General features: G+C 39.8%; 20 protein-coding genes. All 20 read left to right on the forward strand.

Annotated elements, in window-relative coordinates:
- Positions 1-86 precede the first annotated feature (86 nt).
- Positions 87-878, forward strand: a complete 792-nt coding sequence (locus B4U37_RS10305; RefSeq protein WP_010193276.1) for a DUF3388 domain-containing protein — start codon at positions 87-89, stop codon at positions 876-878.
- Positions 879-899: 21 nt separating this feature from the next.
- Positions 900-1,805 (forward strand): helix-turn-helix domain-containing protein, encoded by a 906-nt coding sequence (locus B4U37_RS10310; protein WP_198317098.1) that lies wholly within the window; start codon positions 900-902, stop codon positions 1,803-1,805.
- A gap of 147 nt (positions 1,806-1,952) precedes the next feature.
- Positions 1,953-2,537 (forward strand): CDP-diacylglycerol--glycerol-3-phosphate 3-phosphatidyltransferase, encoded by a 585-nt coding sequence (gene pgsA / locus B4U37_RS10315; RefSeq protein WP_088018142.1) that lies wholly within the window; start codon positions 1,953-1,955, stop codon positions 2,535-2,537.
- A 193-nt stretch (positions 2,538-2,730) separates the two neighbouring features.
- Positions 2,731-3,975: a competence/damage-inducible protein A gene (locus B4U37_RS10320; RefSeq protein WP_088018143.1), complete on the forward strand. Its 1,245-nt coding sequence runs from the start codon at positions 2,731-2,733 to the stop codon at positions 3,973-3,975.
- A gap of 672 nt (positions 3,976-4,647) precedes the next feature.
- A complete protein-coding gene (gene recA / locus B4U37_RS10330; RefSeq protein ID WP_010193272.1) occupies positions 4,648-5,688 on the forward strand; it encodes a recombinase RecA in 1,041 nt (346 codons plus the stop codon).
- A 303-nt stretch (positions 5,689-5,991) separates the two neighbouring features.
- Entirely contained in the window at positions 5,992-7,554 is a 1,563-nt protein-coding gene (gene rny, locus B4U37_RS10335; protein ID WP_088018145.1) for a ribonuclease Y, read from the forward strand.
- A gap of 102 nt (positions 7,555-7,656) precedes the next feature.
- Positions 7,657-8,451 (forward strand): TIGR00282 family metallophosphoesterase, encoded by a 795-nt coding sequence (locus tag B4U37_RS10340; RefSeq protein ID WP_088020245.1) that lies wholly within the window; start codon positions 7,657-7,659, stop codon positions 8,449-8,451.
- Positions 8,452-8,598: 147 nt separating this feature from the next.
- Positions 8,599-8,859 (forward strand): stage V sporulation protein SpoVS, encoded by a 261-nt coding sequence (gene spoVS / locus B4U37_RS10345; RefSeq protein ID WP_010193268.1) that lies wholly within the window; start codon positions 8,599-8,601, stop codon positions 8,857-8,859.
- A gap of 33 nt (positions 8,860-8,892) precedes the next feature.
- Positions 8,893-9,888 (forward strand): dipeptidase, encoded by a 996-nt coding sequence (locus tag B4U37_RS10350; RefSeq protein WP_425444109.1) that lies wholly within the window; start codon positions 8,893-8,895, stop codon positions 9,886-9,888.
- A 253-nt stretch (positions 9,889-10,141) separates the two neighbouring features.
- The gene (locus tag B4U37_RS10355; protein ID WP_157663763.1) at positions 10,142-11,878 is read left to right on the forward strand and encodes a 2-oxoacid:acceptor oxidoreductase subunit alpha; all 1,737 of its coding nucleotides are present in this window, start codon (positions 10,142-10,144) and stop codon (positions 11,876-11,878) included.
- Positions 11,879-12,745, forward strand: a complete 867-nt coding sequence (locus B4U37_RS10360) for a 2-oxoacid:ferredoxin oxidoreductase subunit beta (RefSeq protein WP_088018146.1) — start codon at positions 11,879-11,881, stop codon at positions 12,743-12,745.
- A 632-nt stretch (positions 12,746-13,377) separates the two neighbouring features.
- Positions 13,378-14,418, forward strand: a complete 1,041-nt coding sequence (gene tdh / locus B4U37_RS10365; RefSeq protein ID WP_198317099.1) for an L-threonine 3-dehydrogenase — start codon at positions 13,378-13,380, stop codon at positions 14,416-14,418.
- Between the two features lie 21 nt (positions 14,419-14,439).
- Complete coding sequence (locus B4U37_RS10370) at positions 14,440-15,618, forward strand: glycine C-acetyltransferase (RefSeq protein ID WP_088018147.1); 1,179 nt, start codon at positions 14,440-14,442, stop codon at positions 15,616-15,618.
- A gap of 191 nt (positions 15,619-15,809) precedes the next feature.
- On the forward strand, positions 15,810-17,354 hold the full coding sequence (gene miaB / locus B4U37_RS10375) for a tRNA (N6-isopentenyl adenosine(37)-C2)-methylthiotransferase MiaB (protein WP_088018148.1): 1,545 nt from the start codon (positions 15,810-15,812) through the stop codon (positions 17,352-17,354).
- Between the two features lie 3 nt (positions 17,355-17,357).
- Positions 17,358-17,795, forward strand: coding sequence for a YlbF/YmcA family competence regulator (locus tag B4U37_RS10380; protein WP_088018149.1), 438 nt, complete (start codon positions 17,358-17,360; stop codon positions 17,793-17,795).
- Between the two features lie 391 nt (positions 17,796-18,186).
- Positions 18,187-18,726, forward strand: coding sequence for an outer spore coat protein CotE (locus tag B4U37_RS10390; RefSeq protein WP_088018151.1), 540 nt, complete (start codon positions 18,187-18,189; stop codon positions 18,724-18,726).
- 145 nt (positions 18,727-18,871) lie between these two features.
- The gene (gene mutS, locus B4U37_RS10395) at positions 18,872-21,484 is read left to right on the forward strand and encodes a DNA mismatch repair protein MutS (RefSeq protein WP_088018152.1); all 2,613 of its coding nucleotides are present in this window, start codon (positions 18,872-18,874) and stop codon (positions 21,482-21,484) included.
- A gap of 19 nt (positions 21,485-21,503) precedes the next feature.
- On the forward strand, positions 21,504-23,393 hold the full coding sequence (gene mutL / locus B4U37_RS10400) for a DNA mismatch repair endonuclease MutL (protein WP_088018153.1): 1,890 nt from the start codon (positions 21,504-21,506) through the stop codon (positions 23,391-23,393).
- A 93-nt stretch (positions 23,394-23,486) separates the two neighbouring features.
- Complete coding sequence (miaA, locus tag B4U37_RS10405; RefSeq protein WP_088018154.1) at positions 23,487-24,437, forward strand: tRNA (adenosine(37)-N6)-dimethylallyltransferase MiaA; 951 nt, start codon at positions 23,487-23,489, stop codon at positions 24,435-24,437.
- Between the two features lie 30 nt (positions 24,438-24,467).
- The gene (hfq, locus tag B4U37_RS10410) at positions 24,468-24,695 is read left to right on the forward strand and encodes an RNA chaperone Hfq (RefSeq protein WP_010193436.1); all 228 of its coding nucleotides are present in this window, start codon (positions 24,468-24,470) and stop codon (positions 24,693-24,695) included.
- Positions 24,696-24,794 lie beyond the last annotated feature (99 nt).

Consider the following 24,794-nt stretch of genomic DNA (forward strand, 5'->3'; position numbering starts at 1 on the left):
GTAATTACTTTCTTATTAAAGAAATATTGGATATGATAGAAGTAACATACAGCAGAACGAATAGTTAGAGAGGGTGAAGGGGTTTGGTGGAGAAAAAAGAGTGGTATTTAGAATATGAAATACATATTAACAGGCCAGGGCTACTTGGGGACATCGCATCCCTTTTAGGTATGCTGTCCATCAATATTGTTACAATAAACGGGGTGGATGATGCAAGAAGGGGAATGCTTTTGCTCAGTGATTCAAATGAGCAAATAGTCCGTCTTGAATCTATCTTGAATACAATGGATAATATAACTGTTACAAAGCTGCGTGAACCTAAATTGCGCGATCGCTTGGCAGTGCGACATGGAAGATACATACAGAGGGATGCTGATGATAAAAAAACGTTTCGCTTTGTACGTGATGAATTAGGTTTATTGGTTGATTTCCTTGCCGAACTATTCAAACAGGATGGTCATAAGCTTATTGGAATTAGGGGGATGCCCCGTGTAGGCAAAACGGAATCAATCGTTGCTTCTAGTGTATGTGCTAATAAAAGATGGTTATTTGTATCAAGTACATTGCTAAAACAAACCATCCGAAGTCAATTGATAGAAGATGAATATAATGTGGACAACCTATTTATTATAGATGGTATCGTATCAACCAAAAGGGCAAATGAAAAACATTGGCAGTTAATTCGTGAAATAATGCGAATATCTGCTGTGAAAGTGGTTGAACATCCTGATATTTTCGTGCAAAATACAGAATATAAACTAGATGATTTCGATTATATTATTGAACTTAGAAATAATGAAGATGAAGAAATCACCTATGATGTGGTGCAACCAAATAATATGTTTGATGAGAATCCTTTCGGGGGTTTTGATTTCTAAAAATGTTGGAAGGTGTAATTGTTGACAGAACTAGGTAATAGACTGAAACAGGCAAGAGAAGAAAAAGGCTTGTCACTGGAAGATTTACAAACCGTTACAAAAATACAAAAAAGATATTTAATTGGAATAGAAGAAGGCAATTATTCCATCATGCCTGGTCAATTTTATGCACGTGCATTTATCAGACAATACTCTGAAGCTGTGGGGCTTGACCCGGAACTTATCTTTGAGGAGTACCAAAATGATATTCCTGCAAATGACAAAGATGAAATTCCACAACTATCAAGAGTGAAAACTCGAAAACAGGTACCAACGTCGTCCAAAAACACAAAGGTATTTAATTTTATCCCAAAAGTGTTAATGTTCTTAGCATTTGTTGCAGTGGTTGCCATCATCTATGTGCTCTTTCAAAATTGGGGTGTAGGAAGCTCATCTGACACTCAGCAGGATAACAAAAATGTAGTCTATGACCCTGCAGACACAGTAAATGAAGGACAAGGTGAAAACGAAACAGAAGATACTAAAGAAGAACAGCCTGAAGAAACGGAAGAAGCAGAAGAAGAGGAAGAACCTGTTGAAGAAAAACCGACAACAGGTACTTTGACAGAAGTAAGTTCAAACAGTCCGAATGCGACCTTGGAACTAAAGGATACGGATAAATTTGAAGTGGAGATTGCAGCAGACGGCGGAAACACTTGGGTAGGAGTTAATAATGCAGACGGAGATTACTACCTTAACAAAGAGCTTAAAGACGGGAATTCTGAAACAATGGATTTATCTTCAGAAAAAGAAATTCTATTAAATGTAGGTTGGGTTCCAGCCACCAAAATTAAGATAAACGGCGAAGTATTTGAATTTCCATTTCCAGTTAAAGACGTAACAACACAGAAAGTCACTATTAAATTTGTACCTAATGGTCAACAATAAAGTCATCAGGATGATGGCTTTTTTTGTACAGACCTTTAGGAAAATGCTTTCACCAAAGCAAATAATAGACCTAAAACCCTTAAGCAAACATTAGACAAACCTGTATATTTTATGTATAGTGGAAAAGCAATATTGAATGCTGGAGGAATGAACGTGAATTTACCTAACAAAATTACTGTTTCAAGAATTTTTATGATTCCGATCTTTATGATTCTAATGCTTGCACCATTAAATTGGGGAGAACTTGCCATTGGAGATGAGTCCATCCCATACACACATCTTCTTGCTGCACTTATTTTTATCATAGCATCCATCACCGATTGGGTAGATGGTTATTATGCAAGAAAACTTAACCTTGTTACCAACCTTGGAAAGTTCCTAGATCCACTTGCAGATAAGCTATTGGTGTCGGCAGCATTGATTGCACTTGTCGAGTTGCAATTGGCTCCAGCGTGGATTGTCATTGTCATCATCAGCAGAGAATTCGCTGTCACCGGTCTGCGTTTAGTTCTAGCAGGTGAAGGGGAAGTTGTTGCAGCGAATATGCTGGGCAAAATCAAAACTTGGGCTCAAATTATTGCAGTATCCGCACTTCTATTACATAACTTGCCATTTGAACTGATCGGTTTCCCATTTGCCACTATTGCTCTATGGGTAGCGATGATCTTTACCATTTACTCTGGTTGGGACTATTTCTACAAAAACAGACAAGCATTTGTTAATTCTAAATAGACAAAAAAATATATTTTATAGTAGCTTATAGCTGGTGAATGGAGCAAAAGGCGAAGACTCCTGCGGGGAAGTAGCGGCAATGTTGAGACCCCTGAAGCGTTGTGAGGAGGCTCAAGGTCGCCCCGCGGAAAGCGAAGCCGTTTGCGGAGATCAACAGCGGCGTTATCCAGAACCAATAAAAGGGGAGAGTGCCATGATAAGAAACGCAGAGATTATTGCTGTAGGCTCTGAATTACTATTGGGACAAATCTGTAATACGAATGCCCAATTCCTTTCAAAACAACTTGCAGAATTAGGAATAAACGTCTTTTATCATACAGTAGTAGGAGATAATCCTTCTAGACTTGAAGAAGTAATAACAACAGCAAAACAACGCTCTAATCTTCTTATTTTCACTGGAGGTCTTGGTCCGACCAAAGATGACCTGACTAAAGAAACCATATCAAGAGTGCTCGATAAACAATTGGTTATGGATGAAGAAGCTCTAACCAACATTAAAGATTATTATAAAAAATCAAAACGAGTGATGAGTGAAAACAATAAAAAGCAGGCGCTAGTTTTAGAAGGCTCCTCTATTTTGGTAAACGAGTTTGGAATGGCCCCGGGGATGGCGCTGACTGAAGGTTCTCATACATACATGCTTTTACCTGGTCCGCCTAAAGAACTTCAGCCAATGTTTTCAGTCCATGGCAGAGAATACCTGCTAGATAAGCTTGGAGTTAAAGAGCAAATTGTCTCCAAAGTGCTCCGCTTTTTTGGTATTGGGGAATCACAATTGGAAACAGATATTGAAGATATCATTGATAAGCAGACAAACCCAACCATTGCTCCACTAGCAGGGGACAACGAGGTCACACTAAGATTAACGGCTAAGCACCAATCTATTGATGAAGCAAATCGTTTAATAGATCAATGCGAAAAAGAAATCTTGGATAGAGTGGGAGAATTCTTTTTTGGATATGACGAAGATACCATTTATTCTGTTCTCTTTAAAAAGATTCAAGATTCCCACTACACTCTTAGCAGTGCCGAGAGCCTTACGGGCGGTTTGTTCTCTGAGAAAATGACAAGCTTCACCGGTGCTTCCGAAGTGATTGAAGGTGCCATTGTCAGCTATACTAATAGCGTGAAGGAACATGTACTGGGAGTTGAAAAACATACACTTGATACCGATGGAGCAGTAAGTGAGCAGGCTGCAAAAGAAATGGCAAACGGCGTGAAGAAATTGCTGCAAACAGATATCGGAATCAGTTTTACAGGAGTTGCAGGTCCGGGGACAATGGATGATCAACCTGTTGGAACAGTGTTTATCGGAATCGCCCTTCCGAACGGTGAAACTACCGTTCATAAAATTCATTTAGCAGGAACTAGAGACGGTATAAGACATAGATCAGCTAAATATGGCTGCCACTACCTATTAAAAGAATTGTTCAAGTAGTTGAGGGGAACTTCAACTGCTTTTTCTTTTGGGGCGGGCGATGAAGGGACGGGTTTGCTGGATTTTGGTGGGCAGGTTGATAGGAAAGTCAGGGTTGGCGAGAAGGTTTGCGGAAAAATAAATGGATATGGCGCATTTAGGTTCACTTTAAGCGAGTATAAAATGGTTTGGACAAATTAAACGGGACTTCGGACATTTTTGTCCTGATTTGGACAATGGGTCGGACAATTATAGGTGGTCGTTCGGACAAGAATTCTGAGTGTTTGGTCATTTGAAAAATTGGTTCGGTCTACTTCGTTGATCATGTACCTGTCAAGTAGACGTCAAATCTTCGGTCAAAAATGAAAAAACTTCGGACACTTCAAATCCCCCCGCCGTCTCCTTGTAAATCAGTAACTACCTCTCAAACCGAGCAAACAACCCAAACTACCCCATCCGAAGCGCCAAACAAAAAATTAATCCAAAAAACCAATTTTGTATTTTCACTAAAATCCCACCCACAAAATCCCTTTTTCCCCTTAAAGCAAATTCAATATTTTACGCAAAAATCTCACTATAAAAAAACCGAATGGATGTTCGTTTTTTGGTTGCCAAACGAATTGAAAAAGGGTATAGTAAGAGTAGTTAATAGATACTAATCATTTAGTTTAATAGATAAGAGGAGGAAATTGTGTGAGTGATCGTAAAGCGGCTTTAGATATGGCGTTAAAACAGATAGAAAAGCAATTCGGAAAAGGTTCCATTATGAAATTAGGGGAACAAACAGAACGTAAGATTTCCACTATCCCAAGTGGATCGTTGGCATTGGACGTTGCATTGGGTGCTGGCGGATATCCTCGAGGCAGAGTGGTAGAAATATATGGTCCGGAATCTTCCGGTAAAACAACTGTAGCCCTTCATGCTATCGCTGAAGTACAGCAACAAGGCGGACAGGCTGCGTTTATCGATGCAGAGCATGCGTTGGATCCAGTATATGCACAAAAACTTGGCGTAAACATTGATGAGCTTCTTCTTTCTCAACCAGATACTGGTGAGCAAGCATTGGAAATCGCAGAAGCTCTTGTAAGAAGTGGTGCGGTTGACATTATCGTTGTCGATTCTGTAGCGGCCCTTGTACCTAAAGCGGAAATCGAAGGGGAAATGGGAGACTCTCACGTTGGTCTTCAAGCTCGTTTAATGTCCCAAGCACTTCGTAAACTTTCTGGTGCCATCAATAAATCAAAAACCATTGCCATTTTCATCAACCAGATTCGTGAAAAAGTCGGGGTTATGTTTGGTAATCCGGAAACGACTCCTGGTGGCCGTGCCCTGAAATTCTACTCTTCCGTACGTTTAGAAGTTCGTCGTGCTGAGCAGTTGAAACAAGGTCATGACATTGTCGGGAATAAAACAAAGATTAAAGTTGTAAAAAATAAAATAGCTCCCCCTTTCAAAGTAGCAGAAGTGGATATCATGTACGGTGAAGGTATCTCAAGAGAAGGGGAAGTAATTGATATGGGCTCCGATTTGGATATTGTCCAAAAAAGTGGTTCATGGTATTCCTACAATGAAGAAAGACTTGGACAAGGACGCGAAAATGCAAAGCAATTCCTAAAAGAAAATAAAGATATCCTAAAAGAAATTCACCAGCAAATTCGTGATCACCACGGATTGGATAAAGATTTAACCGCACCAGCGGAAGAAGAAATGGATCAAGAAGAATTAGATTTTTAATACTCAAATCAGGCCCTGTACATCAATACAGGGCCTGAAATTTTATAAAATTCCACTAAATTCATAAAAAAATCATTAAAAACAGGATTAGTTTACCAAAAAGGTCATATCCTTAGCGGGACAGGCTTGACAATAATTTTTCACAGATTTACAATTAGTATGTATAATTTACATTTTGTTAGAATTTTAGAGCTATAAAAAAGCAAAAGCCCTTGAGCTGTATATTGACAAACATTGTTACAATGTACATGCCGACAATGAAATCTAGCAAGAAAAAAGTTCATAGCAAGAGGAGGTGTAATGATGGATTATATGCCAATTATTATCTCCGCTTTGCTTGCCCTAATCGTCGGTGTAGTTGTTGGCTTTTATGTTCGTAAATCCATTGCAGAACAGAAGATTGCTGGCGCAAGAAGTGTCGCGGATCAAATTGTGGAAGATTCCAGACGCGAAGCTGAATCGCTTAAAAAAGAAGCACTTTTGGAAGCAAAGGACGAAATTCACAAACTTCGAACTGAAGCTGAACGTGATATTCGAGACCGTAGAAGCGAACTGCAAAAACAAGAAAATCGTTTAATGCAAAAAGAAGAGAATCTGGATCGAAAAGATGAATCGCTTGATAAGCGAGAAGTAGCATTAGAAAGGCGTGAAGATTCTTTAAACGATAGACAACAGCATATTGAAGAATTAGAAAGCAAAGTGGATGATATAGTGCGTAAACAGCAAGAAGAGCTTGAACGCATTTCAGCATTAACACGAGAAGAAGCCAAACATATCATTTTGGATCGTGTTGAAAACGAATTATCCCACGACATTGCTCTTATGGTCAAAGAAAGCGAAAACAGAGCAAAGGAAGACGCGGATAAAAAGGCAAGGGAGATCCTTTCTTTAGCCGTTCAACGTTGTGCCGCAGACCATGTGGCTGAGACAACAGTATCCGTCGTTAACTTACCTAATGATGAAATGAAAGGCCGAATCATTGGTCGTGAAGGACGTAATATTCGTACTCTTGAAACACTTACTGGAATCGATTTAATTATTGATGATACGCCAGAGGCAGTTATTTTATCAGGTTTTGATCCAATCAGACGTGAAACTGCACGCATTGCTTTAGATAAGCTTGTCCAAGATGGACGTATTCACCCTGCACGTATTGAGGAAATGGTTGAGAAATCAAGACGTGAAGTAGATGAGTATATTCGTGAAATGGGCGAACAGACAACATTTGAAGTTGGTGTACATGGTCTACATCCTGATTTAATCAAGATTCTGGGACGACTGAAGTTCCGTACAAGCTACGGGCAAAATGTTCTGAAGCATTCTATGGAAGTAGCATTTCTATCAGGTCTTATGGCTGCTGAGCTTGGTGAGGATGAAACACTTGCCCGCCGTGCAGGTTTACTACATGATATTGGGAAAGCTGTCGATCATGAAGTCGAAGGAAGCCACGTGGAAATCGGTGTGGAATTGGCAACAAAGTATAAAGAACATCCAGTTGTCATTAACAGTATTGCTTCCCACCATGGTGATACAGAGCCAACTTCCATCATTGCAGTTTTGGTTGCTGCAGCAGATGCACTATCTGCGGCTAGACCAGGAGCGCGTAGTGAAACGTTGGAAAACTATATCCGCAGACTTGAAAAGTTGGAAGAGATTTCCGAAAGCTATGAAGGTGTAGAAAAGTCCTTTGCGATTCAAGCAGGACGTGAGGTTCGTATCATGGTGAAACCTGATACTATTGACGACCTTGAGGCTCATCGATTGGCACGGGATATCCGAAAACGCATTGAAGAAGAACTGGATTATCCAGGACATATTAAAGTGACGGTCATTCGTGAAACAAGAGCCGTAGAGTATGCAAAATAAAGTGGTGCTTGCACCGCTTTATTTTTTTTCGTTTATTTGCATACCGCGCCTACATATGTAAAACTAAAAAGAGAAATTGATTGTAAGAAGGGATTAGTGAATGTGAGAATATTATTTATCGGAGATGTAGTGGGATCACCAGGAAGAAAAATGGTGAGCGAATACCTGCCAAAATTAAAAAGTAAATATAAACCGGCTGTTACCATAGTGAACGGGGAAAACGCAGCGGGCGGAAAAGGAATAACGGAAAAAATCTATCAAGGATTTTTAAAAGCCGGTGCCAATCTAGTAACATTAGGAAATCATACATGGGACAACAGGGAGATTTTTGAATTTATTGAAGGCGCAAAGCATATGATCAGGCCGGCAAATTTTCCAAGTTCAAATCCTGGAAAAGGAATTGCCTATCTGCCATTTGAAGGAAAGGAGCTTGCGGTCATCAATCTCCAAGGGCGTACTTTTTTACCTCCAATAGATTGCCCTTTCAACAAAGTGGATGATCTTGTAGAAGAAGCAAAGAAAAGAACGCCGTTTATCTTTGTGGACTTTCATGCTGAAGCAACGAGTGAAAAACAAGCAATAGGTTGGTATCTGGATGGTAGAGTTACAGGTGTTGTTGGAACACATACGCATGTACAAACAAATGATTATCGTATTCTTCCTGAAGGCACGGCGTATATTACGGATGTAGGCATGACAGGGCCTTATGACGGTATTTTAGGTGTGGATAGAGAGGCTGTGCTTAAACGATTCACAACTGCGCTGCCTGTAAGGTTTGAAGTGACAGAAGGAAGAGCCCAATTAAACGGGGTTCTAATAGATGTAGATATGAAAACAGGTAAGGCCAAGAAAATCCAGCCATTGATGATTAATGAGGACCACCCATTCTTTGATTAACCGATAAGATAGAATATTTTGACGATTATACAATAAGTTAAGGCATATACAGAGCTCTTCCCGAATATAGTAGGAATGAAATTATTAACAATTCATTCATCTATGGATCTTTCACCATATACTGTAAATGTTAAGGAGGAGCTAGAAATGGAAATATTAAAGGTTTCAGCTAAGTCAAACCCAAATTCGGTAGCAGGGGCTTTAGCAGGGGTTTTAAGAGAGCGTGGAGGTGCCGAAATCCAAGCGATTGGGGCAGGTGCGCTTAATCAAGCAGTGAAGGCAGTTGCCATTGCTCGGGGGTTTGTTGCACCAAGTGGAGTGGATTTAATCTGTATCCCGGCATTTACAGACATTCTGATTGACGGAGAAGAAAGAACGGCCATCAAGCTGATAGTGGAGCCGAGATAAAAATATTCGTTTACTAAACCTGTTTGCTTGTACTTGCAAACAGGTTTGTTTTATTCTAATTCAATAGTGCATATGCTTGCTGTTCAAATAATGGAGGGGCTGTTCTTGAGAATATTTGATGCACATTGTGATGTGCTTTGGAGAATGTGGGAAAATAGAGAGATTTCATTTAAAGATAGTGAAATTTTGCATGTGACATGGGACGGATTAAAGAAGTCAGCTGCGAAGGTGCAATGCTTCGCTGTATATGTTCCTGAAAAAGTGAGGAAAGAATCTGCTTTTGATGTAGCATTGGAAATGATTGATATCTTTTATGAAGAGATCTTGCAGAGGTTTCCTAACATGAAGCTTATTACAACGAAGAGGGATATAGGGGAACTTAAGGAAGGTCAGATAGGAGCCATTTTGACTTTAGAGGGCTGTGACGCTATAGGAACTGATTTAGATAAATTGAGAACCTTGTATCGATTAGGGATTTCTTCTGTCGGATTAACATGGAACCATGCCAATTCAGTTGCAGACGGGATTTTAGAAGAAAGAGGTGCCGGGTTAAGTTCTTTTGGGAAGAGTGTAGTGAAGCTGAACAACGATCATTTCATTTGGACAGATGTTTCCCACTTGTCTGTCAAAGGATTTTGGGATGTGATGGAATTAGGTGAATATGTGATTGCTTCTCATTCCAATTGCAAGGACCTTTGTCACAATCCGAGAAATTTATCCGATGAACAAGTACAAGCGCTCATACAAAAGGATGGTGCAATCGGGGTCACCTTTGTCCCGCAATTTTTGTCAAACAACTCACAGGCGAGTATTACAGATATACTTCGTCATGTAGAACACTTCTGTACTTTAGGTGCAGTAGAACATATAGGGTTTGGTTCAGACTTTGACGGAATTGACCAGACAGTTCAGGGGCTCCACAAAATTGAAGATTATAGTAATTTAGTGAATAGCTTATTAAAATACTATTCTGAAACAGAAATCAGAGGGTTTTTGTTTGATAATTTTTATAAAAGGTTCCCTAAATGACCGGGAATTACAAGGGTTTTCGCCTTTAAGTACTATACTGTTAAAATATCCAAATTTTTCGAAAGAAATTAATTCAAAGACTTGTATTTTTAAATAAATAGGTCTACAATGAAAGCGTTTAGTACATATTCAGCGGTTTTTAAGTCTGTTTTTTTATTTAATAGTTAACTTCTAGTTATATAATGGGAATAATGCTACAATAAATATTGTACAAAATTCTGAAAACGAACGCAGTTAAAGGGGTGTAAGGCACATGATCAATCAACTTTCATGGAAAGTTGGAGGGCAACAAGGGGAAGGTATCGAAAGTACCGGTGAGATTTTCTCCATTGCATTAAATCGTTTAGGCTATTACTTATATGGTTATCGCCATTTTTCTTCTCGTATTAAAGGTGGACATACGAACAACAAGATTCGTGTGAGTACGACTCAGGTCCGTTCCATTTCGGACGACCTTGATATATTAGTAGCGTTTGATCAAGAAACAATCGACGTAAACTATCATGAACTCCGCGAAGGTGGAGTGGTAATTGCAGATGCAAAGTTTAAACCAAGCATACCTGAAGACGGAAAAGCTACATTGTACCCTGTACCATTCACTGAGATTGCTACAGAGCTTGGAACGTCATTAATGAAGAACATGGTTGCTGTCGGAGCTTCAAGTGCCATCCTTGATTTAGATGCGGAATCATTTCGTGAAGTGGTGCAAGAAATTTTCGGACGCAAAGGCGAATCCATTGTTGAGAAAAACATGGAAGCGATCCGAGCAGGTGTTCAGTTCATTAAAGATCAAGCTGAAAATGTAGAAACAATGCAGCTTGTAAAAGCAGACGGCAATAAACGTCTATTCATGATCGGTAATGATGCTATTGCATTGGGTGCAGTTGCTGCAGGATCTCGCTTTATGCCGGCGTATCCAATTACTCCAGCATCTGAAATTATGGAATACTTAATCAAAAAGCTTCCAAAATTCGGCGGTACTGTTATTCAAACGGAAGATGAGATTGCTGCTTGTACCATGGCAATTGGTGCCAACTATGCAGGTGTACGTACTTTGACTGCTTCAGCAGGTCCAGGTCTTTCTTTAATGATGGAAGCAATTGGTCTTTCTGGCATGACAGAAACACCTCTTGTAGTTGTGGACACGCAACGAGGAGGACCAAGTACAGGGTTACCGACAAAGATTGAGCAGTCTGACCTTATGGCGATGATCTATGGTACTCACGGAGAGATCCCGAAAGTGGTAATGGCTCCTAGTACTGTACAAGAGGCTTTCTACGATACAATCGAGGCATTTAACATTGCAGAAGAATATCAAGTACCCGTAATTCTTTTAACTGATCTTCAATTGTCTCTAGGGAAGCAATCGGTAGAAGCATTAGATTACAAAAACATTGAAATTAGACGCGGAAAGCTGGATATCAATCAAGAGCTTCCGGCTGCTGACGATAAAGCATATTTCAAACGATATGAAGTAACAGAAGATGGCGTATCTCCTCGTGTGATTCCTGGCATGAAATACGGTATCCATCATGTTACTGGTGTAGAGCATGAAGAAACAGGTAAGCCTTCTGAAGTTGCTGCGAACCGTCAAGCACAGATGGACAAGCGTCTTCGTAAATTGAATAACCTTAAATTCAATACGCCTGTACATGTTAATGCAAAGCATGAAGAAGCTGATGTACTACTTGTAGGATTTAACTCGACGCGCGGAACGATCGAAGAGGCAATGGAAAGATTGGAATTGGATGGTGTTAAAGCTAACCATGCACAAGTCCGCCTGATCCACCCATTCCCGACAGAAGAAATCGCGCCACTGGTAAAGGCGGCTAAAAAAGTTATTGTTGTGGAGTATAACGCTACTGGACAACTTGCAAACATCCTGAAAATGAATGTTGGCGAGCATGAGAAAATCCGTAGTCTCTTAAAGTATGATGGGGATCCATTCTTACCGAAAGAAATCCACACAAAATGCAAGGAGTTGTTATAAATGGCAACGTTTAAAGACTTTCGAAATAATGTAAAACCTAACTGGTGCCCTGGGTGTGGAGACTTCTCGGTACAAGCTGCCATTCAACGTGCTGCCGCAAATGTTGGTTTAGAGCCTGAAAATCTTGCAGTAGTATCTGGAATCGGGTGTTCTGGACGTATTTCCGGTTACATCAATTCCTACGGTTTCCATGGTATTCATGGTCGCTCTCTACCAATCGCACAAGGTGTGAAAATGGCGAATAAAGATCTTACGGTCATCGCTTCAGGTGGAGATGGAGATGGATTTGCCATCGGTTTAGGTCATACCATCCATGCCATTCGTCGAAATATTGATGTTACATACATCGTAATGGATAATCAGATTTATGGACTAACAAAAGGCCAAACATCACCACGAAGTGAAGTAGGATTCAAAACAAAATCTACACCACAAGGTTCCATTGAATCCTCACTGTCTGTAATGGAAATGGCGTTAACAGCAGGAGCGACATTTGTAGCGCAAAGCTTCTCAACTGATTTAAAAGATCTTACTTCCTTGATCGAACAAGGAATCAACCATAAAGGGTTCTCTTTAATCAACGTTTTTAGTCCGTGTGTGACATACAACAAAGTAAACACATACGACTGGTTCAAAGAAAACTTGACAAAGTTGGCTGATATTGAAGGATATGACGCTCACAACAAAGTTTCTGCGATGCAGACACTAATGGAGCATAACGGCCTAGTAACTGGTTTGATCTATCAGAATAAGGACCAACAATCTTATCAAGATTTGGTTCCTAATTATAGCGAAGAGCCTCTTGCAAAAGCAGATCTTCAATTAGACGAAGAACAATTCAACGCACTAGTAAAAGAATTTATGTAACAACCTGGAAGTCCTGGCTTAATTGCTGGGACTTTTTTAATTCTCTTGATTAGGAGTCATATAATCCGGTTGATTTCCGTTCCAGGCGCTTCGCTTGCCTGCGGGCGGTCCGTGAGCCTCCTCAGGCTTTGCCTTCCGGGGTCTCACCTGTCCCTTCCTCCCGCGGGCGTCTGCGCGCCTTCCACTCCAATCAACAAGGGTGCTTCATTCAACTAAGGTTGATAAGAAATTCTCTAATTTATTTGTCAGAAAAAGCAGAAATATTTTTCAACATATTTACTAGCTGTGGATTGGAGCAAATGGCGAAGACTCCAGCGGGGGAGTAACGGTAGGTTGAGACCCCGCAACGAAGTGAGGAGGCTCAAGCACCGTCCCGCGGAAAGCGAAGCCATTTGCGGAAAGGAGCAGCGGAGATGATCGATAACACTAAAGTCGGCAGATTTTAAAAGAACTTGGCAATTTTTTAAAAAATGTAAGCGTTATTTAAAAAATAAAAAAGTCTTATTTTTTTATCTGACATACTCAGTTGTCCTTCTCCAGTGGACAATGAGGTTTACAAAAACCCTTATAGATGTTACACTCTTACTAGTATTTATGATTAGTAGTTTTATATTTATAAGGGAGTGTTCTCTGTGAATGGAAAAATGAAGGCGATCGTGAAGCATCAACGAGGATATGGTGCCGAACTTCAAATGATAGATATACCAAAGATTAAAGAAGATGAAGTTTTAATAAAAGTGAAAGCAACATCTATATGTGGTACAGATGTTCATATTTATACATGGGATGAATGGTCTCAAAGCAGGGTAAACCCTCCATATGCATTCGGTCATGAATTTGCTGGTGAGATTGTGGAAGTAGGCAGCAAGGTTAATAATGTGCAATTGGGCGACCAAGTTTCCGCTGAAACGCATATCGTTTGCTACAAATGTCCCCAATGTCTTCAAGGTGACTATCACATTTGTAAAGATACAAAAATAATCGGGGTAGACACACAAGGTTGTTTTGCTGAATATGTCGCTCTTCCTGCGGTAAATGTATGGAAAAACCCTAAAGAAATGCCTTATGATGTTGCTTCTGTACAAGAGCCAATGGGAAATGCCGTTCATACAGTTCTTGCCGGTGATGTCACCGGAAAATCGGTGGCTGTAATTGGTTGCGGTCCTATCGGAATTATGGCAGTAGGTGTTGCCAAAGCGGCAGGTGCTTCTCAGGTTATTGCTATTGACCTGAATGAATATCGCTTAGATCTTGCTACGAAAATGGGTGCTACAACAGTTATCAATGCTAAAGAAGCTAATCCTGTTGAAGAAGTCATGAAGTTAACAGATGGACACGGTGTAGAAGTGGTATGTGAAATGTCAGGCCATCCTATTGCCATGAACCAAGGCTTTAAAATGATTACTAATGGCGGCAGAGTTTCCATCCTTAGCTTACCTGTACGTCCGGTGGAACTGGATATTACCAATGATATTGTATTTAAAGGTGTAACGGTTCAAGGAATTACAGGAAGAAAAATGTACTCTACATGGCAGCAAGTATCAAGTCTTCTTAAATCAGGTCAAGTGGATGTGAAACCGATGATTACTCATCATTTCCCACTTGAGGAATTTGAAAAAGGCTTTGATTTAATGATTTCCGGACAATGTGGTAAAGTTGTATTACATCCATAACAGTATACAGGAGGGGTTAAGATGAAAGGTTTTGAATACCTGCAAGAAGAGTTAGAACAAATGAAAGAACAAGGTACATTTCGTAAATTGATACCGTTAGAGTCCGATCAAGGTTCAAAAGTTGTTATCAACGGCAAAGAAGTGATTCAGCTATCTTCTAATAACTATCTAGGATTAACAACCCACCCTCGCTTGGTGAAAGCTGCATTAGAAGCTGTGGAAAAATACGGTGCCGGGACAGGTTCTGTTCGTACCATTGCCGGGACTTTCACTATGCATGAACAATTAGAAGAAAAATTAGCAAAGTTTAAACATACTGAAGCAAGTCTAGTATTTCAATCCGGATTTACGACAAATCAAGGGGTTCTTTCCGCTATTCTTTCTCCGGAAGATGTTGTAATTTCTGATGCGTTAAATCACGCTTCTATTATTGATGGAATCCGTTTGACAAAGGCTGCGCGTAAAGTGTACAAGCATGTTGACATGGAAGATCTAGAGCGTGCATTGAAAGAATCCGGTGAATACCGTAAACGTCTTATCGTAACAGACGGTGTATTCTCTATGGACGGAAACATTGCCCCTCTTGATAAAATCGTGGAGCTTGCTGAAAAATATGACGCGCTTGTAATGGTGGACGATGCGCATGCTTCCGGCGTACTTGGGGAAAATGGCCGTGGTACTGTGAATCACTTTGGATTAGATGGACGTGTGCATATCCAAGTAGGTACATTAAGTAAAGCAGTCGGCGTTCTTGGCGGATATGTAGCGAGCTCTCGCTCATTAATTGACTACTTAATTCACAAGGGCCGCCCGTTCCTTTTCAGCACTTCTCATCCACCAGCAGTAACTGCTGCATGTGATGAAGCAATTCAAGTTTTACTTGAAGAGCCTGAACTTATTGAAAAACTATGGGATAATGCCAAGTTCTTCAAAGATGGACTTCTGAAACTAGGTTTTAATACAGGCGAAAGCCAAACACCGGTTACACCAGTTATCGTAGGGGACGAAGCTTTATCTCATAAATTCTCTGATAAGCTATTAGAATACGGAGTTTTCGCACAAGGTATTGCGTTCCCGACTGTTGCAAAAGGACTTGCGCGTGTAAGAACAATAGTAACTGCACAACATTCAAAAGAAGAGCTTCAAGAAGCACTAGACATCTTCGAAAAAGCAGGAAAAGAACTAGGTATCATATCGTAATTAAACAAAGAGAGACACCTCATACGTGTCTCTCTTGTTGTGTATTCATAATGAATGAGCTTTCCTGTCACTTAAATATGTAGATTTATGTAAACTTCTCCATATTTATTGTTTAAGAAGCTATAAAATTATATACTATGTTAATGTGTAGAGTTTTATGCGCTCTACTTTTCTGGAAAGGAGTTATCACAATGAATGAGAAACAAAGAGTGGAAGCAGGACAAGTAGCGACTGGAAATTCTTCGGACAAAAAATCCGAAAAGGATTTCAGCAAATACTTTGAGTCTGTTTATGTACCACCTTCCCTGAAAGATGCGAAAAAGCGCGGAAAAGAAGAGGTTGCCTATCAAGATTTTTCTATTTCTGAGGAGTTTAAAAACCTTGGGGTTGGCAAGAAATTTTATATCCGTACGTATGGTTGTCAGATGAATGAGCATGACACGGAAGTAATGGCAGGGATTTTCCTTGCGTTAGGCTACGAAGCGACCTATACAGTGAATGATGCGGATGTTATTCTTTTAAATACCTGTGCGATCCGGGAGAATGCAGAGAACAAAGTTTTTGGTGAACTAGGTCACTTAAAGACTTTGAAAAAATCAAGACCAGGTCTATTAATTGGTGTTTGTGGCTGTATGTCCCAGGAAGAATCAGTAGTGAATAAGATATTGAAAACGTATCAGCAAGTCGACATGATTTTCGGTACCCATAACATTCACCGACTTCCTAACATTTTAAAAGACGCTTACATGTCTAAAGAAATGGTGATTGAAGTTTGGTCTAAAGAAGGAGACGTTATCGAAAACCTTCCAAAGAACCGCAAAGGTGAAATCAAAGCTTGGGTAAATATCATGTACGGCTGTGACAAGTTCTGTACGTACTGTATTGTGCCATATACACGAGGTAAAGAGCGCAGCAGACGTCCAGAAGATATTATTCAAGAAGTGCGTCACTTGGCAGCGCAAGGTTATAAAGAAATTACATTGCTTGGACAGAATGTAAATGCGTATGGAAAAGATTTTGAGGATATAAAATATGGGCTTGGCGATTTAATGGATGAAATCCGTAAAATTGATATTCCTCGAATCCGTTTCACAACTAGTCATCCAAGAGACTTTGATGATCGCTTGGTCGAAGTGCTTGCTAAAGGCGGAAACCTTCTCGACCATATTCACTTACCAGTTCAGTCAGGCAGTTCGGAAGTATTGAAATTAATGGCACGTAAATATGATAGAGAACGATATCTTGAGCTAGTTGGTAAAATTAAAGCGGCAATGCCAAATGCTTCATTAACGACGGATATCATCGTTGGATTCCCTAATGAGACAGAAGAACAATTTGAAGAAACGATGTCTCTGTATCGTGAAGTGGAATTTGATACAGCATATACTTTCATCTATTCTCCACGTGAAGGTACTCCTGCTGCAAAAATGGTGGATAACGTTCCACTTGAAGTAAAAAAAGACCGCCTGCAACGACTTAACGCACTTGTAAATGAAATCTCTGCCAAGAAATTAAAAGAGTACGAAGGGCAGATTGTGGAAGTGTTAGTTGAGGGGGAAAGTAAGAAAAATCCGGAAGTTCTTGCCGGATACACAGATAAAAGTAAACTAGTTAACTTTAGAGCACCAAAATCTGTCATCGGTAAAATGGTCAAAGTGAAAGTTGTAAAAGCGAAAACTTGGACATTAGATGGAGAATTGGTGGAAGAAGTAGCAGAAGAAGCACTGGAGGTATAAAAAATGGCAAAATATACGAGAGCAGATATAGTTGAAAGAGCAAAAGAATTGGCACAAATGATCGCTGACACAGAAGAAGTGGAATACTTCAAACGTGCAGAAGAACAAATCAATGAAAACCAAAAGATCAAAGAAATGGTTGCAAGTGTAAAGAGCTTACAAAAACAGGCTGTTAATTTCCAACATTACGGGAAAACAGAAGCCTTGAAGAAAACAGAAGCGAAATTAGATGCACTTTTAGCAGAAATGGATGAAATTCCTATTGTGCAAGAATTTAAAACTTCCCAAACAAATGTAAACGATCTATTACAATTAGTTTCTTCCTATATCTCCAAAACAGTTACAGACGAAATCATCGTTGCAACTGGAGGAGATGTTCTTCGCGGAGAAACCGGCTCCTACGTAAAAAACACCACATACGGTGGAGGAAGCTGCTCATAATTTAATGCAGTATCCCTGTTGATCGTAGTGGAAGGCGCGAAGACTCCTATGGGAGGAAGGGACATGGAAGACCCCGCAGGGCGAATGCCCGAGGAGGCTTCCGGACCGCCCATGGAAAGCGAAGCGCCTGGAACGAAGATCAACTGTTTATGCGAATTTTATATTTTTGTTAAAAAGCATGGAAGCTTCATTCCATGCTTTTTTTATCGTCTGCTGCACATTGTGATTTTTTCAAAAAATAGGCACATATCCAGATTAGCTTGCATACAATGAACTATACGTTAATGTGTTAGAAATCATTTAGTTATGCAGCAAATTCAATCTAATCACAATTGTCATTTAACCCGCATAGGATGAAATGAAGATTGTAATGAGGAGGGTGTATGCTCGAATGTCTGAATACAGAGAAATTATCACAAGAGCAGTAACCGGCAAAGGTAGAAAGTTTACGCAGTCCAAACATACGATAAGTCCCTCGCATCGTCCTACAAGCATTTTAGGATGCTGGGTCATTAACCATACGTATGATGCGAAAAAAGTGGACGATACCGTGGAAGTAAAAGGGAAATATGATATCAACGTCTGGTATTCTCACAGTGATAATACAAAGACGGAAGTAGTGACGGAAACAGTTTCCTACAAAGATGTCGTCAAGTTAAGGTATAAAGATGATAACAGCCTTGGTGATGATCATGAAGTAATTGCGCGTGTCCTACAACAACCTAATTGCTTAGAAGCGAGCATCGCTGACAAGGAAGCGAAAGTGGAAGTCCAAGTGGAGAGAGAATTCTTAACTGAGATTATTGGGGAAACCAAAATTACAGTTGAAGTTCATCCAGACACATTAGCGGATGATAATGGCTGGGATGTTGATGAAGATGAGTTTGAAGATCTGAATCCAGACTTTATCGTCGACGGTTACGAAGAGTAAAGGAAACTGGGGAGCACTATGCTTCCTGGTTTTTTTGTTAGATGATGATTTCACCAGTCGTGATTACCAAGCTATCGGCAATCACCCCCTGAAACCTAAAATATGATATAATAAAGCAGCAAAAAACAATAGTTGGGGGATTACGATGGCTTCTTATACGCCGATGATACAGCAATACCTGAGAGTAAAGGCAGACTATCAAGATGCCTTTTTATTTTTTCGCCTAGGCGATTTTTATGAAATGTTCTTTGAAGATGCGATTAAAGCATCTCAAGTGCTTGAAATTACATTAACCAGCCGCGACGGTGGGGGAAAAGAACGAATCCCGATGTGTGGGGTTCCTTACCACTCGGCTCCTAATTATATAGATCAATTGATTGAGAAAGGCTTTAAAGTAGCAATTTGCGAACAAGTGGAGGATCCAAAACAGACAAAAGGGGTCGTGAAAAGAGAAGTGGTTCAACTAATCACTCCTGGTACGGTAATGGAAACGAAAGGTTTATCTGATAAACAAAACAATTTCTTGACTTCCATTACCCACTTTGAAGACGAGACCTTTGGACTTGCGTATGCGGACCTTTCCACTGGGGAATTACATACGACTGTAATTAACGGACCTGTCCAGCAACTTGTAAATGAGGTATATTCCATCGGTGCAAAGGAAATTGTGGTTTCTGAGAAATTTCCGCCAGATCTTGTTCAAATGATCAAAGAGAGAATGGTTACCACATGCTCTTATGAGGAAGTAACAGATATCCCGATGGAATTTGATCAAATCGTTAAAAATTTGGAACAAGAGAAGTTGCAAATGTCTGTTGGGCGATTACTTCATTACTTAAAAAAGACGCAAAAACGCAGTTTGGATCACCTTCAACCGGCAAGGTTTTTTGAATTAGATCAATCAATGAAAATTGACCTCTTTTCCAAGCGCAATCTTGAGTTGACGGAAACCATTCGTTCCAAAGGAAAAAAAGGTTCTTTGCTCTGGTTGTTAGATCAAACGGTAACAGCAATGGGTGGTCGCTTGTTAAAGCAATGGGTGGACAGGCCGTTAATCAACCCTGCATTGATTGAACAACGCCATGATATGGTAGAAACTCTTATAAATGAGTATTTTACAAGACAAGAAATACGTGAGTTGTTAAAAGAAGTTTATGATCTTGAGAGACTGGCGGGAAGGGTAGCATTTGGAAATGTAAACGCAAGAGATCTTGTGCAATTACGCAAGTCTCTTTCGCAGATTCCTCACCTGAAGGCGATGGTGGAAAAGCTGCCAATCGAGAACGCTTCCATTCTGGACAATATGGATGAGTGTGAGGAGTTAACAACTCTTCTTCATGATAGTTTAATTGAGCAACCCTCCTTGTCGGTCAAAGAAGGCAACATGATGAAGGATGGTTTCCATGAGGAACTGGATAAGTACCGGGATGCCAGAAGAAACGGCAAGACTTGGATTGCTGAATTAGAAAAAAGAGAACGAGATTTAACGGGAATACGGTCTCTTAAAATAGGATATAATCGCATTTTTGGTTATTATATTGAAATAACAAAAGCGAATATCTCTTCTCTACCTGAAGGCAGGTATGAGAGAAAACAGACACTTGCCAACGCAGAACGATATATTACAGAAGAACTGAAGGAAAAAGAGACACTTATTTTAGAAGCAGAAGAAAAAATTGTCGCACTAGAATATGAACTTTTCCTGAAACTACGTGAAGAAGTAAAGGTATATATTCCAAGACTGCAGAAACTAGCAAAAGCAGTCAGTGAAATTGATGTCCTTCAATGCTTTGCGACCATTAGTGAGGACAGATACTACACAAGACCATCCTTTAACGATGAGAGAAAGGTATACATCACAGAAGGTCGTCATCCTGTAGTGGAAAAAGTGATGGATGCGAATGAATACGTACCGAATGACACGTGGATGGATAAAGAGAATGAGATGCTGCTTATTACAGGGCCAAACATGTCCGGTAAAAGTACGTACATGCGCCAAGTGGCCCTGACAGCGATTCTTGCCCAGATAGGTTGTTTCGTTCCAGCAAAAGAGGCGTCCCTTCCCATTTTCGATCAGATATTCACAAGAATTGGAGCTGCGGATGATTTGATATCTGGTCAAAGTACTTTTATGGTCGAGATGTTAGAAGCACGTAACGCCATTGTCTATGCCACACAAAACAGTTTGATTCTTTTTGATGAGATTGGCCGGGGAACATCAACTTATGATGGCATGGCCTTAGCTCAAGCGTTGATTGAGTATATCCATGATAAAATTGGAGCAAAAACGTTGTTCTCCACTCACTATCATGAATTAACTTCGTTGGATGAAGAGCTTAAAAAGTTGAAAAATATTCACGTTAGTGTCGTCGAACAAAATGGTAAAGTGGTGTTTCTTCATAAAATGAAAGAAGGACCTGCAGATAAAAGCTATGGAATTCATGTTGCTGAACTTGCGGAACTTCCTAAAGAATTAATAACAAGAGCCCAGATTATCCTTGAAAAGTTAGAAAGCCAACCGAAGAGCGAGCCTGTCGAAGTAGCTGCAACAAAAGAGGTACAATCAATAGATCAAGACCCACTTGCACAACTGTCTTTCTTTGCAGAAGACAAAGACAAAAAGCAGGTGGATAAGCAATCCAAAAGTGAAAAAGCAGCTCTTGAAAAGCTCAAAAAGTTAGAATTACTTGAAACGACACCGTTAGAAGCGTTAAATAAATTGTACGAAATTCAGAAGTTATTAAAAGTAAAATCATAAAAAGGAAGGAGGAAATAGAATGGGCAAGATCGTCCAGTTAGATGAGAGTTTAGCAAACAAAATAGCGGCCGGGGAAGTGGTAGAACGACCTGCATCTGTTGTAAAAGAGTTGGTGGAAAACGCGATTGACGCAAATTCTACCATCATCGAAATAGAGCTTGAAGAAGCGGGTCTTTCTAAAATCCGCGTCTTGGACAATGGAGATGGAATAGAGCAGGAAGATTGTCTGACAGCATTTCAACGGCATGCAACAAGTAAGATAAAGAATGAGAATGATTTGTTCCGTATCCGGACGCTTGGTTTTAGAGGAGAAGCACTGCCGAGTATTGCCTCTGTCTCCCTTTTTGATATCACCACAAGTACCGGAGAAGGTCCTGGTACACATCTAAGCTTTAAAGGTGGAGTGTTGGAAACTCAAGAGTTATCTAGCAGTCGAAAAGGAACCGACATCGTAGTGCAGCACTTATTTTTTAATACCCCTGCAAGATTAAAATATATGAAAACGATCCACACGGAATTAGGTAATATATCTGATATGGTCAATCGGCTTGCTTTAGCTCATCCTTCTATTTCCTTCCGTTTAAGCCATAATGGGAAAAGGATGCTCGCTACAAATGGTAATAGTGACAGTCTGCATGTATTAGCTGCCATTTATGGTATGAATATCGCCAAGAAAATGATTCCCATCCACTTTACTTCGTTAGATTTTGAAGTGAAAGGGTATATTGCCATGCCTGAAGTGACACGAGCATCCAAAAATTATATCTCAACCATAATTAATGGACGCTATGTAAAGAACTATACAGTGGTAAGAGCGATTCGAGAGGGGTATCACACACTACTGCCGATCGGTAGATATCCAATTGTTTATTTAGAAGTTATGATGGATCCTCTTTTAGTAGATGTTAATGTACACCCGGCCAAGTTAGAAGTAAGGCTTAGTAAGGAAGATGAGCTTTATAGACTTGTAGCAGAAGGAATAAAAGGTGTATTTGGTCAAAAGCAGCTTATTCCTTCTAATAGCCCACGAAAGCAGACAAGCTATACAGAAGAACCAAAGCCTACTCAGCAAACCTTTACACTTGAAGAAAGTATTCCGGTTGAACGTACAGTAGAAAGGCAGGCACAACCTTCTATTAACCAGAAAGTAGAAGAAAGTAGATGGATTCAGGTGAATGAACCCACTGAATCGTGGGGAGATACCAATCATAATGATGCCTATCAAAGTAATCAGTCTGATGTGTATGTAGAAGATTCTTTTATCGAAGTAGAGGAAATTCATAACGAAAAACAACCTGAACCTTCTCATGAAAAAAAGAGGGAGTCCCGTATTCCTGCTCTATATCCTATAGGTCAGATGCATGGAACCTATATCGTTGCGCAGAATGAAAATGGATTATATCTAATTGATCAGCACGCAGCACAGGAGCGAATTAACTACGAATATTTTTATCAAAAACTCGGCCGGGAAGAAAGAAATCTACAAGAACTGCTTGTTCCTTTGACGATTGAATGTTCCTTAGACGAGTATCTTTTTCTTGAAGAGCACGCGGAAGTATTCGAGGAAGTAGGAATCATGCTTGAACCCTTTGGCCACCAAACATTTATCGTGAAGGCTCATCCAGTCTGGTTTCCTAAAGGTGAAGAAAGAGAAACGATTGATGAAATGATAAATTTATGTTTGGAAAAGAAAAAAATCAACATCTCTGACTTAAGAGAAGAAGCGGCGATCATGATGAGCTGTAAAGCAGCTATTAAAGCCAATCATCATCTTAGACAGGATGAGATAACGGCACTTTTAAACACGTTAAGAGAAGCTGAGAATCCATTTACATGTCCTCATGGAAGACCGATTCTCATTCATTTTTCGTCTTATGAATTAGAAAAAATGTTTAAACGGGTCATGTGAAAATAAGAATTTTTTATCAATTAGATTGAGCTCTATGGAAAATGGGTATAATGATATCTTGTGATAAAGAAAAATTGAGAGAGTGAGTGAGCGTTGGGAGAGAAACAAAAAGTCATTGTGATAATTGGTCCGACAGCTGTAGGGAAAACGAAAACAAGTGTAGAATTGGCTAAAAGCTTAAAAGGTGAAATCATCAGCGGAGATTCCATGCAAATCTACAAGACAATGGATATTGGGACTGCCAAAGTGAAAAAAGAAGAAATGCAGGGGATTCCACACTACCTGATTGATATTAAAGAGCCTCAAGAAGCTTATTCGGTCGCAGAATTCCAAAGGGATGTCCGAAATAAGATCGACGAAATTTCTTCAAGAGGTCGTATTCCCATCATTGTCGGGGGAACGGGTCTATATATTCAATCTGTCCTATATGACTATCAATTTTCAGAAAGTGGGAAGGATGAAGAAACTCGTCTTCGCCTTGAAAAGAGAAGTCAAGAAATTGGAGTAGATAAATTGCATCAAGAGCTTACGGATATTGATCCAAAAAGTGCTGCCAATATTCATCCCAATAATGTAAGAAGAGTAATCCGTGCGTTGGAAATTTTCTATACTACGGGTAAAACCATGTCAGAATACCAAGATACCCAGCAACCTGAATCGTTGTACGACATTGCCTTAATCGGTCTCACCATGGACAGGGAAAGGCTATATGAAAGAATCAATCTCAGAGTGGACCTAATGATGAAGGAAGGTTTGCTAAGAGAAGTGCAAACTCTCCATAACAATGGGATTCGGGACTGCCAGTCGATCCAAGCAATCGGGTATAAGGAGTTGTATGCTTATCTTGATGGTAAGGTAACGTTGGAGCAAGCTGTGAACGACTTGAAGCAAAATTCAAGAAGGTATGCAAAAAGACAGCTCACTTGGTTCCGTAATAAAATGGATGTAACTTGGATTGATATGACAGATGGCGAGTTTGAGCAAAAGTTATCACAAATTTTCACGGTTATAGCAGGAAAGCTTCGACTTGAAGCGAATAAGTAAGGAAGATAGAGATAAGAGGAGGAAGAAAAGATGAAGCAATCAATTAATATCCAAGATCAAGTTCTTAACCAATTAAGAAAAGATGGAACAAGCGTGACGGTTTTCTTGCTGAATGGGTTTCAACTTCGCGGATTAATAAAAGGGTTTGATAATTTCACTGTGCTTTTAGAAACAGAAGGGAAGCAACAGTTGATTTATAAGCATGCCATCTCTACTTTTTCTCCATCAAAGAATGTACAAATTGAAACAGAAGCCTAAAACCAGCTATATGCTGGTTTTTTATTTTGCATAAAATAAACATATAGCGCTCTTATAATCATATATTTAGTTAATAAATGGAGAATTTCTCTCCATTTG

This window comes from Sutcliffiella horikoshii, assembly GCF_002157855.1.
Lineage (GTDB): Bacteria > Bacillota > Bacilli > Bacillales > Bacillaceae_I > Sutcliffiella_A > Sutcliffiella_A horikoshii_C.